17 protein-coding genes are annotated in these 15,789 nt (G+C 45.5%); 9 read left to right on the plus strand and 8 right to left on the minus strand.

Annotation, left to right across the window (positions count from 1 at the left end; translation table 11 throughout):
* The first annotated feature begins 116 nt into the window (after positions 1 to 116).
* The gene (locus CS948_RS18295) at positions 117 to 1,025 is read left to right on the plus strand and encodes an Rpn family recombination-promoting nuclease/putative transposase (RefSeq protein WP_099293455.1); all 909 of its coding nucleotides are present in this window, start codon (positions 117 to 119) and stop codon (positions 1,023 to 1,025) included.
* A 38-nt stretch (positions 1,026 to 1,063) separates the two neighbouring features.
* Here CS948_RS18295 and CS948_RS18300 read toward each other — a convergent pair whose 3' ends face one another.
* Positions 1,064 to 1,306 (minus strand): hypothetical protein, encoded by a 243-nt coding sequence (locus CS948_RS18300; protein WP_099293457.1) that lies wholly within the window; start codon positions 1,304 to 1,306, stop codon positions 1,064 to 1,066.
* Positions 1,307 to 1,563: 257 nt separating this feature from the next.
* Between CS948_RS18300 and CS948_RS18305 the strand changes: the two genes are divergently transcribed.
* Together CS948_RS18305 and CS948_RS18315 are read left to right on the plus strand one after the other, a co-directional pair.
* Positions 1,564 to 1,971 carry a helix-turn-helix domain-containing protein gene (locus tag CS948_RS18305; protein WP_099293459.1) on the plus strand — a complete coding sequence of 136 codons (408 nt, stop codon included), beginning with the start codon at positions 1,564 to 1,566 and terminating at the stop codon, positions 1,969 to 1,971.
* A 241-nt stretch (positions 1,972 to 2,212) separates the two neighbouring features.
* Positions 2,213 to 3,778 carry an ATP-binding protein gene (locus CS948_RS18315; RefSeq protein WP_099293463.1) on the plus strand — a complete coding sequence of 522 codons (1,566 nt, stop codon included), beginning with the start codon at positions 2,213 to 2,215 and terminating at the stop codon, positions 3,776 to 3,778.
* A gap of 18 nt (positions 3,779 to 3,796) precedes the next feature.
* On the opposite strand, the gene CS948_RS18320 is transcribed toward CS948_RS18315, so the two are convergent.
* The 4 genes from CS948_RS18320 to CS948_RS18335 all read right to left on the minus strand — a co-directional run bounded on the left by CS948_RS18320 (position 3,797) and on the right by CS948_RS18335 (position 6,956).
* On the minus strand, positions 3,797 to 4,126 hold the full coding sequence (locus CS948_RS18320; RefSeq protein WP_099293465.1) for a CGGC domain-containing protein: 330 nt from the start codon (positions 4,124 to 4,126) through the stop codon (positions 3,797 to 3,799).
* 40 nt (positions 4,127 to 4,166) lie between these two features.
* The gene (gene araJ / locus CS948_RS18325) at positions 4,167 to 5,315 is read right to left on the minus strand and encodes an MFS transporter AraJ (protein WP_099293467.1); all 1,149 of its coding nucleotides are present in this window, start codon (positions 5,313 to 5,315) and stop codon (positions 4,167 to 4,169) included.
* 91 nt (positions 5,316 to 5,406) lie between these two features.
* Positions 5,407 to 6,039: a DUF5715 family protein gene (locus CS948_RS18330; RefSeq protein WP_099293469.1), complete on the minus strand. Its 633-nt coding sequence runs from the start codon at positions 6,037 to 6,039 to the stop codon at positions 5,407 to 5,409.
* On the minus strand, positions 6,036 to 6,956 hold the full coding sequence (locus CS948_RS18335; RefSeq protein WP_176555122.1) for a cation diffusion facilitator family transporter: 921 nt from the start codon (positions 6,954 to 6,956) through the stop codon (positions 6,036 to 6,038). The genes CS948_RS18330 and CS948_RS18335 overlap by 4 nt, the downstream gene beginning before the upstream one ends.
* A gap of 143 nt (positions 6,957 to 7,099) precedes the next feature.
* Here CS948_RS18335 and mscL point away from each other — a divergent pair, with 143 nt between their 5' ends.
* Positions 7,100 to 7,522 (plus strand): large-conductance mechanosensitive channel protein MscL, encoded by a 423-nt coding sequence (gene mscL / locus CS948_RS18340; protein ID WP_099293473.1) that lies wholly within the window; start codon positions 7,100 to 7,102, stop codon positions 7,520 to 7,522.
* Positions 7,523 to 7,566: 44 nt separating this feature from the next.
* On the opposite strand, the gene pyk is transcribed toward mscL, so the two are convergent.
* Both pyk and aroQ read right to left on the minus strand, forming a co-directional pair.
* Positions 7,567 to 8,967 carry a pyruvate kinase gene (gene pyk / locus CS948_RS18345; RefSeq protein WP_099293475.1) on the minus strand — a complete coding sequence of 467 codons (1,401 nt, stop codon included), beginning with the start codon at positions 8,965 to 8,967 and terminating at the stop codon, positions 7,567 to 7,569.
* Positions 8,968 to 8,991: 24 nt separating this feature from the next.
* Entirely contained in the window at positions 8,992 to 9,411 is a 420-nt protein-coding gene (gene aroQ / locus CS948_RS18350; protein WP_099293477.1) for a type II 3-dehydroquinate dehydratase, read from the minus strand.
* Between the two features lie 251 nt (positions 9,412 to 9,662).
* Between aroQ and xerD the strand changes: the two genes are divergently transcribed.
* Together xerD and CS948_RS18360 are read left to right on the plus strand one after the other, a co-directional pair.
* On the plus strand, positions 9,663 to 10,577 hold the full coding sequence (xerD, locus tag CS948_RS18355) for a site-specific tyrosine recombinase XerD (RefSeq protein WP_099293479.1): 915 nt from the start codon (positions 9,663 to 9,665) through the stop codon (positions 10,575 to 10,577).
* Positions 10,578 to 10,637: 60 nt separating this feature from the next.
* Complete coding sequence (locus tag CS948_RS18360; RefSeq protein WP_141560992.1) at positions 10,638 to 11,210, plus strand: hypothetical protein; 573 nt, start codon at positions 10,638 to 10,640, stop codon at positions 11,208 to 11,210.
* Here the strand turns inward: CS948_RS18360 and miaA are convergent.
* On the minus strand, positions 11,183 to 12,115 hold the full coding sequence (gene miaA / locus CS948_RS18365; RefSeq protein WP_099293483.1) for a tRNA (adenosine(37)-N6)-dimethylallyltransferase MiaA: 933 nt from the start codon (positions 12,113 to 12,115) through the stop codon (positions 11,183 to 11,185). The two genes, CS948_RS18360 and miaA, sit on opposite strands and share 28 nt — an antisense overlap.
* Before the next feature lie 148 nt (positions 12,116 to 12,263).
* On the opposite strand from miaA, the gene CS948_RS18370 reads away from it, so the two are divergent.
* From CS948_RS18370 to CS948_RS18380, 3 genes are all read left to right on the plus strand, one after another.
* The gene (locus CS948_RS18370; RefSeq protein WP_099293485.1) at positions 12,264 to 12,785 is read left to right on the plus strand and encodes a GNAT family N-acetyltransferase; all 522 of its coding nucleotides are present in this window, start codon (positions 12,264 to 12,266) and stop codon (positions 12,783 to 12,785) included.
* 141 nt (positions 12,786 to 12,926) lie between these two features.
* A complete protein-coding gene (locus CS948_RS18375; protein WP_099293487.1) occupies positions 12,927 to 14,918 on the plus strand; it encodes a hypothetical protein in 1,992 nt (663 codons plus the stop codon).
* A gap of 299 nt (positions 14,919 to 15,217) precedes the next feature.
* Positions 15,218 to 15,757: an RNA polymerase sigma factor gene (locus tag CS948_RS18380; RefSeq protein WP_099293489.1), complete on the plus strand. Its 540-nt coding sequence runs from the start codon at positions 15,218 to 15,220 to the stop codon at positions 15,755 to 15,757.
* The last annotated feature ends 32 nt before the right edge of the window (positions 15,758 to 15,789 follow it).

The following is a 15,789-nucleotide window of genomic DNA, read 5'->3' on the forward strand; positions in this document are numbered from 1 at the left end:
AAAAAATTTGAGCCTGCAAAGATAATCAATTTTCGGGTTAATACCTACCTCCGCTCTGTTTCTCCTTTGCAAATCGAATAAAAAATACTATATTTGTGATATAAACAGAAATTACCATGGGCATAGATTACTTAAAAGAGCGTTACGTGAACCCCTACACCGACTTCGGTTTCAAACGGTTGTTCGGGAACGAGATCAGTAAAGATTTATTGATCAGTTTCCTCAATGCCTTGTTGCACGAGGAACAACACATCGTGGATATTACTTATTTACGAAATGAACACTTGGGAGTTCTGGAAAAAGACAGGAAAGCCGTGTTCGATGTTTACTGCGAAAACGACAAGGGTGAGAAGTTCATCGTCGAGATGCAAAAAGCCGAACAACAATTCTTCAAGGATAGGAGCGTTTTCTATTCCACTTTCCCCATCCGGGAACAAGCCCTACGCGGAGAATGGGACTACAAGTTGAAAGCCGTCTATACCATAGGTATACTGAACTTCGTTTTCGACGAAAACCGGGAAGACGAGAATTATTATCATCACGAGATCAAATTAATGGACATCAACAAAAAGGAAGTGTTCTACGACAAACTCACGTTCATTTACCTCGAGATGCCAAAATTCACGAAAACGGAAACAGAATTGGAAACCTTGTTTGACAAGTGGATGTACGTGCTCAAAAATCTACCCCGGTTAATGGAACGCCCTGTTGCACTACAAGAACGTATCTTCGAACGGGTTTTTCGTGTAGCCGAGATCGCTAAATTCAACAAAAACGAACTGGTGGAATACGAGGAAAGCTTGAAAGTTTTCCGGGATTTAAATAATGTAATCAATACCGCCGAACAAAAAGGAGAAACCCGGGGAGAGGCACGAGGGAGAGCGGAAGGAAGAGCGGAAGGAAGAGCGGAAGGCGAGAGGAAAAAAGCCCTTGACATCGCCCGCAACTTAAAATCCAGCGGTTTGCCCGTTGAGGACATAGCGAAATTTACCGGCTTAACGTTAAATGAGATTTCCAATCTTTAATAATTTGATGCGTCTACATCGGATCAAAATGTAGACCATCAATCTTTGAACTGTTCTAAAGCCATCTCGCAAATACAAATATTGACTTGTAGAAAGGTCAGAAAAAGAAATTGGTTTTCCGAGGTTTCATCTTCCCAATCCCAATCTGCAATCTCCGGTCGGTCAAGGTATTTCTCTGCTTTTTGAATACCTAGTCTGTCTATCACGCTTTGTGGCGCACAAGCTTTAAGTTGCATTATTAAAGAAACCAAATAAGCTATTTCACTTTTGTAGTAATCCATCGTGAATAAAGATTTTAAATTGATAAAGAGGACAAAATCTAAATTGCTTCAATATCAATGAAAGTCCTTGCCCGAATTTTTGGCTTAATCTTCTTTTTTCCGTTACTTTGCATAAGATTGATTTTATGGCAAAGAAGGGAAGAATTAGGAGAGTATTTAACAATCAACCGTTGTAAAATACAACCCGATAGTTGTAAAATAAAATAGATTTGTATCTTTACAATCTGCAATTTTGTTAATAATTTTATACTTTAAATATGGATACCAATACGATCACTATGCCGAAAGCACACCAAGGGAAGAATATCAAACGATACAGGGATATTCTCGGAATAAAACAGGAAACACTTGCTTTAGAATTAAACATGACTCAGCAAGCTGTATCGAAATTGGAACAGAAGGAAGAAATTGACGATGAAACTTTGAATAAAGTTGCAGAAATTCTGAAGATTCCGGTAGAAGCTATAAAAAATACAACAGACGAGGCTGTTGTTAATATTGTTGCAAACACATTCACAAGCAATGATACCTCTACTTTAAAAACAGCTTTAAATCAATATACTTTCAACCCGATAGATAAGGTTATTGAACTTTACGAACGTATGTTGAAAGCCGAACAAGAAAAAGTAAAATTATTACAAGAAGCACTACAAGAGAAGAAATAACACCCAAAACACTCCCTCTACTTCCCTTGTGCAGTACTCCGGCGAGAATGTGTTAAAAGTCTTTTCTTCTAAAAACTCCTCCGTCTGCTTCGCAGCCAAATGAGCCCGGAAGGGGGGAGGGTGTTTGTAGAAGAAATTGACTTTTCCCCCTTTATTGAAATATAGTCTTGCCTCGTGAATCTTTTCATTTTCAATTTTCAATTGTTATTCCTACCTTTGTGTAGATGCGAAACAGTATAACATGGACGTGAACCTAATGAGAAAACTCCCCGTGGGGATACAGACATTCGAGAAAATACGAAGAGAGAACTTCTTGTACGTTGACAAAACGGCGCTAATGTGGCAAATCGCGGCAAAGAGCGCCCCTTGCTTCTTGAGCCGCCCGCGGCGTTTCGGGAAAAGCCTTTTATTGTCAACGTTCGAGGCATATTTCGAGGGGAAAAGAGAGTTATTCGAAGGACTAGCGGCAGAACAACTGGAAAACGAGTGGAACGTGCATCCCGTGCTACATCTCGACTTGAATGCAGAGAAATACGACCGACCGGAAGCGTTAGACGCTATGCTAAGTAACCACCTAACACAGTGGGAATCCGTGCATGGGAAAGGAGAGGATGAAACGACTCTTTCCCGTCGTTTCGCCGGAGTAATCCGCCGGGCATGCGAACAGACGGGACGAGGGGTGGTCGTGCTCGTCGACGAATATGACAAGCCTCTTTTACAGGCTCTAGGAAATATGCCGTTGCTGGAATATTACCGCGATACGCTGAAAGCGTTTTACGGGGTACTCAAGAGTGCCGATCGCTACTTGCGGTTCGTGTTCCTCACCGGGGTGACAAAATTCGCCCAAGAGAGCGTGTTCAGCGATCTCAACCAGTTGAACGATATTAGCATGGACTACGCGTATTCCTCTATTTGCGGTATCACCAAAGAAGAACTAGAACGGGATTTCCAACCGGAAATCAAGGCTCTCGCCGAAAGGAACAATCTTTCCCCGGCAGAAGCACTGGCGAAAATGGAAGCCCAGTATGACGGATATCACTTCCACCCGCGAGGAGCCGGAATGTTCAACCCGTTCAGCGTGTTGAGTTGTTTCAGCAAACTGGAATACGGCAATTATTGGTTTCACACGGGCACTCCGACATTCCTCGTGGAGTTACTGAAAAAAAGTGATTTCGACATCCGGGAATTAATTGATGGGGTAAATGTACCGGAATCGGCATTCACGGAATACCGGGTGAACATGAATAATCCCATCCCACTCGTGTACCAAAGCGGATACCTGACGATAAAGGATTACGACGAACGTTTTCATGAATACAGACTCGCGTTCCCCAACGAAGAGGTAAGATATGGTTTCATAAACTTCCTCGTGCCATATTACACGTCTATACCGGACGAAGAAAAAGGGTTTCACATAGGCAAGTTCGTGCAGGAATTGGAAAAAGGGCAAGTCGATGCCTTCATGACCCGCTTACGTGCATTCTTCGCGGACTTCCCTTACGAGTTGAACGAGCGGACGGAACGACATTACCAAGTAGTGTTCTACCTCGTGTTCAAGTTAATGGGACAATTCACCGATGCAGAAGTACGGAGTGCCAAGGGACGGGCGGACGCCGTGGTGAAAACGCCAAAATATATTTACGTGTTCGAGTTCAAACTCGATGGCACGGTAGAGGAAGCCCTCGCGCAAATAGACGACCGGGGGTATCTTATTCCTTACTCTGCCGACGGACGTGAACTCGTGAAAGTGGGTGTGGAATTTATTGCTACCGAACGGAATATAGGGACATGGAAAGTCAACGCTTGAGTGCCGCGGAGCTCATTCTCAATGCGTGTAATCCAGCACTTGAATGTTCTCCCCCACCTTCTGCGCGATAGCCGCTTTCATCTGCGCAGCATGGGGACACGGGAACCCGATGGGTGTTCCTTTAAAAATACATGACGCCAAAGCGATCACCTCAGCCCCCCTGTCAACCAACATCTTCGCGCGACTCACCGCCCGTTTACCGGGACAACCGCCACAAGATACGATACCCACGATCTCGGAAGGCCCTACACCCTCGAACGCCAATTTTCCTCCCGAAGCACACTTGATACAAGTGGTGGCGGGACAAAGATCCTCCGTCTGCTGACAACGAATAATTCCTACTTTCATATTCCGTGATTTATATTATCCCACAAAGATAATATAACATTCAAGAATGCCGCTCGAATTTCCGGGAGAATATCACGAGAAGAAGACAACCGACCACGGCAAAAGGAACCCCGACCAAAGCGGGATAGCGATAATCGAGTCCTGCCTGCAACGGCAAGCCCCCGGCGTATGCCCCGATGGCGTTTCCCAAGTTGAAAGCGACTTGCGCGCTGGCAGCACCCAACATCTCGCCTCCTTTCGAGTAACGAATCAGCAATACCTGTTGCGGACTGGACACGGCAAACAAACAAGCCGTACACACGCACATGAGTATCACCGTCACCCATGACATCCCGGCAAAGAAAAAGATCAACAGCAAACTTAACCCAATCGTGCCCTGCGCGACGGCAGCCACCCTTCCCGGCGTGTAGCGGTCGGCAAGTCGCCCGCCCGTGAGATTCCCGATGACCATGCCAAATCCTGCCAATATCATCAGAAATGTAATCGTGTGAGCGGGGAAGCCCGCCTCGTGTGTCAAGAGAGGGGTGACATAACTATACCACGCGAAAGTACCACCGTTGCCTAACAACGTCGCTCCCAACAGTAACCAAGGGGCGGTAGTTTTCAGAAAACGGAATTGTCCCCGCAGCCCGGTATCCGGTACACCTTCCACTTGCGGCACCCAGCGCCATATAAAGTACAAAATAAGTATTCCCCAAAAACCGACAAGCCCGAACGTCAACCGCCATGAAATGGATGCACTCAACGCCGTTCCGAGAGGAACCCCGAACAGATTCGCAATGGTCATACCCGCGATCATGATAGAAACCGCTTCCGAGCCTCTCCCCTTGTCGGCAAGTTTCTCCGCCACGATAGAAGCCACCCCGAAATAAGCCCCATGAGGCAACCCGGACAGAAAGCGGGCAAACAACATCACCCAATAATTAGGAGCCAAGGCCGCGCAAGTATTTCCCAGCATAATCATTACCACCAATCCCAGTAATATATGTTTCAACGGATATTTCCGTGCCAGTATCAGCACGGGCGCACCCACACAAACACCTAACGCGTACGCGGATATCAAATGACCGGCAGTAGCGATGCTAATATGCATATCGGCGGCGATATCGGGCAATATTCCCATCATCACGAACTCGGCAATACCCAACCCTAAGGTTCCGAATGCCAAAGCAACAAGACTCTTTTTCATACACTTCCTTTTATAAACAGAAGTCATACGAAATTTTCAAAGATCGTGTGACTGTCTTAATGCAGAAATAAGTAATATTAACATTCAAACCTCATCGTACCGTGATATGGAAACACCCCTGCTTATACTCGTAACGGACGTAGCATTTCTTCTGCAAGCGCAAATCCTGCAACACGTCTGCCAGCACGCTCTTCAATTTATCCCCGGGGGCATCTTTTCGTCCGTCCTTTTCAAAACGGGCGTACGCGATATCAAACGTGGTACCGTACACGTGGGCAGAGTTGGCACTGGCGTTAATGTTCTTTTTCCGCAAATTCTTCACGCTCGAACCCGTGCGCAACACGCTGGTCACGACAATACTATGCGCAGGCAAGCCCTTTTGGTAAAGCGAATCTTTAAAATTACGGGCTATCGTTCCCAGCAACTCACAAGCCTCCGGCACCAGATAAGGCTCAGAGTGCGTGAGCTTGTCGACTTTGAACAAGCTACAAGTCTTTATCTCTTTCAGCGTCCTGTCGGCTTTACTCAACTCCCCCGATGAAGTCAAGGGAGTTATCCCCAAGCGTTTTGCAGAGGACAGATGCCGATCATTCAGATCATTAAAAGTACGCTGATAATTTGTGAAATACACGAAGGGGCGTTTGCTTTTCTGTTCCTCCTTACAAGCCCCGAATAATACCGCCACGCAACACACCGCGACATACCACCACACGATTCTTCTCATTCTTCAATCTTTCCATTTTTCACAGGTTCCACGTGTACCGCCACATGAGTACGCTTCCCGTACCTTTCACGCAAACGGTTCTCGATGCCCGTGGCCACCACGTGCGCCTCCCGAACCGTCATATCCGGCAGCACCCGGATATGCACCTCGATTGCAAAATCGTTACCGATACGACGAGTACGCAAATTGTGCGGATCTTTCACCTGTGGATCTTTATTTATAATAGTAATAATTTCTTTCTCGACTTCCTCCGGTAACGAACGTTCCAGCAGATCATTCATACAGGGAATCAGCAATTGGATGGATACTTTCACGATAAAAACACTCACGATCACCGCCGCTATCGGGTCAAGAATATGCCAATCCTTCCCCAGAAAGATAGCCCCGGCAATACCTAAAGCCGTACCGATCGAAGAGAAAGCATCCGAACGATGATGCCACGCGTTGGCCACCACCGCCTGACTCTGCACCCGCCGCCCCGCAATCACGGTATAGCGATAAAGCACCTCCTTTACCACGATTGAAACAATTGCCGCGATGAAAGCGATCATATCGGGACTCCCGATCTCCTCACCTTTTGAAACGGCAATAATCTTGCTTAATCCACTCCAGAAAATCCCCGTCCCGACCATTAACAGCACCAAACCGATGATTGCCGTGGCAAGCGTTTCATACTTCCCGTGCCCGTAATCGTGTCCGGTATCTTTCGGTTTGGCAGAAACTTTGACAAATACCAAAACAATAATATCCGTGATGAAATCGGAAAGGGAATGCACGGCATCGGCAATCATGGCGCTACTCTTCCCGAGTATCCCTGCCACGAACTTGAAAACCAAAAGCCCAAAATTCGCTATCGAACCGACAATAGTGACCCTATATATTTGCTTTTCCCTATTTTTCTCTTCCATTACATCCATTTTTACCCTCACAAAATTACAATAATAATGCAAAATTCTCCCTTCATTTCTACGCAGATAAAAATAATTCATGTAGTTTTACAACATTTTGAAAGTTTAACCGTTCAAATACACAAATTATATAACCAAAAAAATATCGTAATATGAAACTCTTGGATGAATTCAAAGCATTTGCCCTGAAAGGGAACGTGGTGGATATGGCAGTCGGTATCATTATCGGTGGTGCTTTCGGAAAAATTGTATCCTCTCTTGTCAGTGATATCATCATGCCTCTCGTGGGTATGTTGATCGGCGGTATTAACTTCACGAACCTGCACATCGTGCTAAAACACGCCCACACGGACGAGGCGACCGGGAAAATGATCGAGGCTGTCACCGTTAATTATGGTAATTTTATACAGACAACGCTCGATTTTTTGATCATCGCTTTCTCCATCTTTATCGCTATCAAGTTCATGAATAATTTACGGACAAAGAAAGAAGAAGCCCCCGCGGCACCTCCCGCCCCCACGAAAGAAGAAACATTACTAACCGAAATCAGAGATATACTGAAAGAAAAGAAATAAGACAAAAAGAGAGCCGGCTTTTTTAAGTCGGCTCTCTTTTTGTCTTATCTTATTTCTCCAATCTTACAAACTTCAATAAACGAAGCTCCCTTTCCCCGTCCGAAACTACCGCCGACAACCACGACATAATCGTCGTCCTTGATACCCTGCTTCATCAACATTTCGGGAAGGTCGTTCATAAACTCATCACGGGACATCGGTTTTTCCGTGTAATAAGGATATATACCGAAAGACAATGCCAATTCCCGCATCACCCGCTCGTTATAGCAACGGGCATACACGGGCAGATCACTCCGGAAAGCCGACAGGTAACGTGCCGTACGACCGGACAAAGTATCCACCACGATAGCCTTAATGGGCAGCATCAAAGCCGTTTTCACGGCAGAACGGGCTAACGCCGCGGTAATCTCATTATTGATACGTACCAGACTCCTCCCGGCATCCGGCGGCACAGTACCCTCGTTCTCCTCCGCCACTTCCCGCATCACGGTTACCGCCTCCACCGGGTATGCCCCGTAAGCCGTTTCACCGCTCAACATGATAGCATCGGTACCCATATAGACAGCGTTGGCGATATCACTGATCTCCGCCCGCGTAGGTCTGGGATGCTCGATCATCGTGTGCAACATCTGCGTGGCGATAATCACAGGTTTCTTGCTCTCGATACACTTCTTCACGATATATCGCTGAATCTTCGGTATCTTCTCCGCCTCGATCTCGATTCCCAAATCCCCGCGGGCAACCATTACCCCGTAGGCATAATCCAGAATCTCGTCTATATTATCCACTCCGTCCTGATTCTCTATTTTGGCAATCACCTTGATTTTACTGTCACGGGCATCCAGTATCGCTTGTACAGCCATCACGTCTTCCTTGTTGCGCACGAAAGAGTGGGCGATAAAATCCAAATGATTATCCACCGCGAAATCAATAAAAGCCCGGTCTTTATCACTTAAAGATTGTAATTTCAACGAAGCCCCCGGCACGTTCACGCTTTTCCGGTTCTTGATTATAGCCTCGTTCGTCGCCATCATCTGTAAACTATGGTGATGTTTTTCCACGACCACAAGTTCCACGTCCCCGTCGTCAATCAGCACCTTGTCCCCCACCTTTATATCTTCCGCGAAATACGGGTAGGAAACATGAATTAATTTACCTTCCATCTTCAACTCCGGATCACCGGTCAGGTAAACCGTTTCTCCCCGGTCCACGTGCATGGGTTCGTCCATCAACATGGTGCGTACTTCCGGTCCCTTCGTATCGATCAATATGGCTATATCGTCAGAAACTTTCCGAACGTTTTCCACTACCTTCAACGCCTGCTCGATATCTTGGTGAGCGGTATTCAACCGCACGACATTCATGCCTGCGCGGTATAAACTCTCCAAAAACCCCACATCACATCTCTTGTCGGATATGGTAGCCACAATCTTTGTCTTCTTCATATTCTATATTATAAATCTAAAAAATCATTCGTCCAATAAAGCCTGCAACGCCAACTCGTAAGATTTCAAACCGAATCCGGCAATCACCCCCCGGCAAACAGCCGTCAAGTAAGAAACGTGCCGGAAAGGCTCCCGTTTCGCCGTATTCGAGATATGCACCTCGATCACGGGGCATGAAATAGCCGAAATAGCGTCCGCGATAGCTATCGAAGTATGCGTGTAAGCCCCTGCATTGAGAATAATACCGTCACACGCGAAGCCCACCTCATGAATTTTATTAATCAACTCCCCCTCCACGTTAGACTGGTAATAATCGATCTCAACCATCTTGTAAAACTCTCTCAACCCCGCCAGATAATCATCGAAAGAAGTTTCTCCATAAACACTTTTTTCTCTGACACCCAACAAATTGAGATTCGGTCCATTTAAAATCAATACCTTCATAACATTTGTTTTTAATCTTTCGCAAAATTAACAAAAAAACGACAAACGGGGATTCCGCGTGCCGCATTTCGGCAATTAAATTTTTATTACAAAAGCCTTCATGGATTTTTTTTACGTTAAACTCGACAAAAGTGTTACAAGTCACGAAAAAAACTTCTATCTTTAGCTGGCGAAAACTTATATAGTTCTCTTTATATAGGTGAAAGTGGTGAATTAGAATTTGTATTATTTATATTGTAACACGGTTAAACATGACTTGGAACGAAACGATAGATAGTTTTCGGACATATTTGGTCTTAGAAAAATCGCTATCTCCAAATTCGGTAGAGGCCTATCTGAACGACATCAGAAAGTTAGCAGCTTATTGCGAAAAATTGACTCCTCCATTAGATCCAAAAGAGGCGTCTTATAATGTATTGAACGAATTTCTCATGGTATTGAAAGATACCGGGGTTACCCCTCGCACGCAAGCGCGAAGTATTTCGAGTATAAAATCTTTCTTCAAATACTTGCTGTACGACGGGGCTATCGGACTTAACCCGGCAACTTCTTTGGACTCCCCGAAAATCGGACGTTCGCTTCCAAGCATACTAAGCGTTGAGGAAATCGAAGCGATGATCGACAGTATCGACATGAACAAACAAGAAGGTCAACGCAATAAAGCAATTCTGGAAACTCTTTATTCTTGCGGCTTGCGAGTATCCGAACTCGTGAATTTGAAACTCTCCCAAATCAATTTCCGCACCGGATACATCAAAATCGAGGGAAAAGGCAACAAGGAACGGATTGTTCCGCTGGGAGCAAGAGCTAAAGACGAGATTCGTTGCTATCTGAAGAAAGACCGGGATAAAATGAAAAAAGCGAGAGGACACGAGGACATTCTATTCTTGAACAAGATGGGGAAAGCCCTCTCCCGTGTGATGATCTTCAATATCATCAAAGAAACGGCTCGCCGTGCAGGATTGAGCAAGGTCGTATCTCCCCATACCTTCCGTCACTCGTTTGCATCCCACCTCGTGAACGGCGGTGCGGATATTCGTACGGTGCAGGATATGTTGGGACACGAATCTATTTTAACAACAGAAATTTACACGCATTTGGATAACAACTTCACCCGGGACACGGTTACAAATTTCCACCCCAGAGCGAAGAAATCCCGTAAATGATCCTTATATTTGTATCCGATACTTTCGGGTATCGGATACATTTTTATATATAAGGACAACATGGAAAACAAACAAGATATACTAAAGCAGTTGGCAGATAGCGACATGGAAGTCGTGAAAAGTGCCATCGAGCAAATCAAACAAGAAGGCGATATCTCTATCGCGTCGGAATTGCTGGATATTCTATTACGCAGTCAAGATACAACCGTAATAACAAACATCACGTCATTACTTTCAGACGTGAAAGATTCCGACTTCAAAACCATTTTGATGGACAAACTTATCAACACGACAAGCGAGTCGGGGAAAGCAAACCTCCTGCGTATTTGTTGGGAATCCGCCATTGATTTCTCTGAATACCTTGATGTATTCGTGGACATGTTATTAAACGAAGACTTTATCACGGCACTGGAAGCCTCCACCGTAATCGAAAATCTAGGAGGTAAAATCCCCGAAGAAAAAATACATATCGCCATCAAACGCCTCCAAGCAAACAGCGATGAAAACAAGAATTTCCTGCTGGAAGACACGCTCCTGCACCTCGAAGAACTACTTCGCCACGACGATGAAGAAGAGGACGAGAATGACGACCATCACCACCATGATCACCATTGCGGTTGCGACGGGCACTGATTCATCCACTCCATCACCTGCCCGACTTTCTCGTCAAGCGGCATATTGCCGTCGAGCCATTTAATATCAAAACCGTCGCGTTCCATCTTGCGAAACCAAGTCATCTGGCGTTTGGCAAATTGGTGAATAGCGATATTCAATTGCTCCACCATATCGTCATAACTCAATTCTCCGGTAAGATAAAGAGTGAGATATTTGTATTCCAAACCGTAATAAATCAAATCCTCCGGTTTAATACCGCTATCCAGTAATCCTTTCACTTCCTCCACCATGCCGGATTGCAAACGCGCGTGCAGCCGCTCCGTGATTCGTTGACGGCGACTTTCCCGGTCGAACAACACCCCAACAACCAGCGATTGAATTTCGGGGAACTCGCCTTTCACCGGTTCATGTGTTTTATAATACTCCGCGATCTCTATAGCCCGGATAGCCCGTTTGGCGGTATCAGTATCCGTCGTGTTATGCAGATCGCGATAAGACGCCAATAATTCTGCCAACTCCGGTAAAGACTTCCCGGACAAACGTGCCCGTAATTCCGGATTCTCCGGAACCGGAGTCATGCGATACGCTTTCAATATCGACTCCACGTACAAGCCGCTTCCCCCGCACATCACGGGAAACACTCCCCGACTCCGACAATCATTCCACACCTTCAGAAATTCCTGCTGGTACATGAAAAGATTAAAACGGAAACCCGCATCCGCGATATCAATCAGATGGAAAGGCACCGGCTGCCCCTCGTAAACATATTCTCCCAAATCCTTCCCCGTACCGATATCCATTCCCCGGTAAATCTGCCGGGAATCCGCCGATATGATTTCACCCTTCAATTCCGCCGCCAACCGTACAGCCAAAGCTGTTTTCCCCGTTGCGGTCGCTCCCACGATAGATAATAAATTATACATGAACTACGAGCTATTACAATTCTTGATTCTTAACCTGACAAAGGTAATATTTTTTAATTTATTCCTTGATTTAACAACAACCAAAGCGGGAAATTGCTATATTTGGAAGCGATAAAATGAACTTATACACGAAAATTATACAACAACTATGGTAAAGGATGACACTATTCGCTTGAGAGCCCTCGAACCGGAGGACTTGGAATACTTGTACAAGTGGGAGAACGATATGGATTTATGGGAAGTCAGTGATACACTCACCCCATTCTCTATATTCACGTTAAAAAAATACATTGAAACGTGCCATCTGGATATCTATACCACCAAGCAATTGCGCTTGATGGTGGAACGGATTGAACCTCAAACACGTGTAGGATTAGTCGATCTTTACGACTTCGATCCTTATCACCAACGTGCAGGTATCGGTATCATGATTCACGACAGCGAAAACCAAAAACAAGGATTCGCTACTTCTGCTATCCGCCTGATGATAGACTACTGTTTCGAAACGCTGGGACTGAATCAGATATACAGTAGCGTGCCTAGTGGCAACATCGGCAGCCGGAAACTATTCGAGAAACTCGGTTTCGTGCAAACCGGTTACCGCAAAAACTGGCTGCGCCGGGGTAACGGGTGGGAAGATATTGTATATTTCCAACTACTAAATCAATAAACCAGACGAGAGGCTGTTTATGACAGCCTCTCTTAGTTTATAAAGTTCATAAAGTATCCCTTGCGGGAGCTAAAGTTTATAAAGTCAAGAAAAACACTTTATGAACCTTATAAACTTTACAAACCTTATAAACCCATTATCATGAAACACTCTTTATTATTGGTATGTTTATTTACAGGACTTATCGCAAAAGCCGAGATTCCGGAGAAAACAATACAAGCCACGATCAACGCCATTCAAACCAAAGGCGGTACCGATAAAACTCTCATCGAAGCCGGAGTGCGTCAAGCGGCGCACCTTTGGCAGACGCAAGACGGGACGGATACAGAATTTCAAAAGTTTTGCGTGAATAACTACATCACTACCGCGGCGGAAAAGGAACAAGTATTCCAAAAAGTAAGTCATTATTTTGAAGCCCTCTGGGGACATTTCAACGAGATATCGCTCCAGTTGCAGTTGAACCTGCACCAAGATAACGGCCCTCTTCATGACATAGACCCCATGTTCGGGGCATACAGTCCGGGGGCACACCTCATCAACGATTTTTACAACAACAAGATCGGGTTCATCATCGCCCTCAACTTCCCGGAAGTTCCCTTGCAGGACAAGGAGAAACTGGGTACAGACCGCACGGCATGGGCATACGCCCGTCTGGGTGACGTGTTCACGGAGAGAGTACCCGCCGAACTACTGCAAGCAGGAGCCAAAGCGGAAAGCGACGCCGACGTCTATATTTCCAGCTATAACATCTACATGGGACACGTGTTGAATCCCAAGGGGCAAAAACTATTCCCGGAAGACAAAATACTGCTTACCCACTGGAATTTACGGGATGAAATCAAAGCCAATTACAACAAAGGAAAAGAGGGACTGGACAAACAACGTACGGTGTACGAGGTAATGAAGCGTATCATATCCCAAGAAATCCCGACACAAGTGATCAATTCCGGTGCTTACGACTGGAATCCTTACACGAACACTCTCGCTCAAAACGGACAATCCGCCACCGGGACACCGGAAGACACGGAACGTTACCAACGGATGTTGAATAACTTCCACGCCATGCAAGCCATCGATCCTTACGCCGGAAAGAACTTTATCGACCGTAAATTCTCCGGAGAAATGGAGGTTTCCGTGGAAGACGTGAAAGCTCTGTTCAATCAATTTCTCACCTCCCCGGAATTAAAAGAGGTCGGCAAAATTATCTCCAAACGTTTGGGAAGAAAGTTGGAAGCCTATGATATATGGTACGACGGTTTTAAACCCCGCAGCAATCTGGATGAAACCAAACTGGACGCGCAAATACAAAAACTGTATCCCGATGCCGGGGCATTCAAGGCAGGACTTCCCTCTCTGTTAATCCATTTGGGCTTTACCCCGGAGCGGGCGAACGAGATATGCGACAAGATTGCCGTGGATGCAGCCCGCGGCTCCGGTCACGCGTGGGGAGCCGCCATGAAAGGTCAACAATCCCATCTCCGCACCCGTATTCCTTCCGAGGGAATGAACTACAAGGGATACAACATCGCCGTACACGAGTTCGGGCATAACGTGGAGCAAACGATCTCCATGTATAACGTGGACAATTTCATGATGGCAGGAGTCCCCAACACGGCTTTCACGGAAGCCCTCGCTTTCGTATTCCAGAAACGGGATTTACAACTTCTCGGCATCGAGAACAACGATCCGGAGAAAGACAAACTGGACATCCTCGACAAGTTCTGGAGCCTGTACGAGATCATGGGTGTTTCCATGCTCGACATCTCCGTGTGGGAATGGATGTACGCCCATCCCGACGCCACGGCGGAACAACTCAAAGAAGCCACAATCACGCTATCAAAAGAGATATGGAATAAATATTACGCTCCCGTCTTCGGTAAAAAAGACGAAACCGTACTGGCAATCTATTCGCACATGATCAGCTACCCGCTGTATCTATCCGCCTACGCTTTCGGACAAATCATCGAATTTCAATTGGAAGACTATCTTAACGGCAAAAACTTTGCCCAAGAAGTAGACCGCATCTATCGCTTGGGACGCCTCACCCCGAACGAATGGATGATCCAAGCCACGGGTAGCCCTCTAAGCGTGGAACCTCTGGTACACGCTTTACAAAAAGCAATAAAGAAATAAACTCTAAATCGCCTTCGGCGAGTTACAGGTTTCAAGGCTTAAACGTCAGAGAAGCAACCTGCAACTTGCCGAAGGCAAATGCAACTTGTAACCTGCAACTCGCCGAAGGCGAACATATAAAGTTACGATAGCCAGAACCATCCCCCATAAGGTTACGAACAATACCACGTTCCCGTCGGAAAATACTCCAAATAAGCCACTCTTTCCCGAATCATTATATCTAAATTTATTATGCACAAGAATGACCTTTCCACTTCCGTGGTATAGTACATTCTTTTATCGGATGCGACAAATTTGTGATGGAAGAACTTGATTTGATTTTAGAGGGGATAAATAACAGGGAAGAAAAGAGTTGGAAACAACTCTATACCATCTGTTACAAAGCGTTATGTACCTATTCGGAAACAATCGTCAACAACTTTGACGACGCAAAAGATATTGTACAAGACCTCTTCATTAATATATGGTATACAGATACCCGATTCCCGACCTCTCGGGAATTATTAAGTTATCTCTACAAGTCAACATATCGTAATTCACTGATTTTCATTCGTGACAAGAGAAATCAATACCATATTTTAAACAAAATGAAACAAGAACACTACCCGGAAGAGTTTCCGCTGGATTTCTTACTCAAAACCGTTCAAGTCGAAATCATCAGACATTTGCACGCGTATATAGAAAAACTGCCACCCATGCAAAAAAGAATCATAGAACTGAGTATCGCCGGACTATCCGGCAAAGAGATTGCCGCAAAATTAGGAATCAGCATAAACACGGTAAAAGTACAAAAAAGCAGGGGATTGAAATTTCTCCGGAAACATTTAAAAAACAAATAAAGAATGCCGCCCGAACGGAAAAAACGTACCCG

The sequence above is a fragment of the Butyricimonas sp. Marseille-P3923 genome, from assembly GCF_900184685.1.
Classification (GTDB): Bacteria; Bacteroidota; Bacteroidia; order Bacteroidales; family Marinifilaceae; genus Butyricimonas; species Butyricimonas muris.

Coding starts and splice junctions, on each gene's coding strand:
- CS948_RS18380 (WP_099293489.1), top strand. CDS start 15,218: ATGGAAGAACTTGATTTGATTTTAGAGGGGATAAATAACAGGGAAGAA.
- CS948_RS18305 (WP_099293459.1), top strand. CDS start 1,564: ATGGATACCAATACGATCACTATGCCGAAAGCACACCAAGGGAAGAAT.
- CS948_RS18375 (WP_099293487.1), top strand. CDS start 12,927: ATGAAACACTCTTTATTATTGGTATGTTTATTTACAGGACTTATCGCA.
- mscL (WP_099293473.1), top strand. CDS start 7,100: ATGAAACTCTTGGATGAATTCAAAGCATTTGCCCTGAAAGGGAACGTG.
- CS948_RS18335 (WP_176555122.1), bottom strand. CDS start 6,956: ATGGATGTAATGGAAGAGAAAAATAGGGAAAAGCAAATATATAGGGTC.
- CS948_RS18300 (WP_099293457.1), bottom strand. CDS start 1,306: ATGGATTACTACAAAAGTGAAATAGCTTATTTGGTTTCTTTAATAATG.
- miaA (WP_099293483.1), bottom strand. CDS start 12,115: ATGTATAATTTATTATCTATCGTGGGAGCGACCGCAACGGGGAAAACA.
- CS948_RS18370 (WP_099293485.1), top strand. CDS start 12,264: ATGGTAAAGGATGACACTATTCGCTTGAGAGCCCTCGAACCGGAGGAC.
- CS948_RS18330 (WP_099293469.1), bottom strand. CDS start 6,039: ATGAGAAGAATCGTGTGGTGGTATGTCGCGGTGTGTTGCGTGGCGGTA.
- aroQ (WP_099293477.1), bottom strand. CDS start 9,411: ATGAAGGTATTGATTTTAAATGGACCGAATCTCAATTTGTTGGGTGTC.
- xerD (WP_099293479.1), top strand. CDS start 9,663: ATGACTTGGAACGAAACGATAGATAGTTTTCGGACATATTTGGTCTTA.
- CS948_RS18295 (WP_099293455.1), top strand. CDS start 117: ATGGGCATAGATTACTTAAAAGAGCGTTACGTGAACCCCTACACCGAC.
- CS948_RS18315 (WP_099293463.1), top strand. CDS start 2,213: ATGGACGTGAACCTAATGAGAAAACTCCCCGTGGGGATACAGACATTC.
- CS948_RS18360 (WP_141560992.1), top strand. CDS start 10,638: ATGGAAAACAAACAAGATATACTAAAGCAGTTGGCAGATAGCGACATG.
- CS948_RS18320 (WP_099293465.1), bottom strand. CDS start 4,126: ATGAAAGTAGGAATTATTCGTTGTCAGCAGACGGAGGATCTTTGTCCC.
- araJ (WP_099293467.1), bottom strand. CDS start 5,315: ATGAAAAAGAGTCTTGTTGCTTTGGCATTCGGAACCTTAGGGTTGGGT.
- pyk (WP_099293475.1), bottom strand. CDS start 8,967: ATGAAGAAGACAAAGATTGTGGCTACCATATCCGACAAGAGATGTGAT.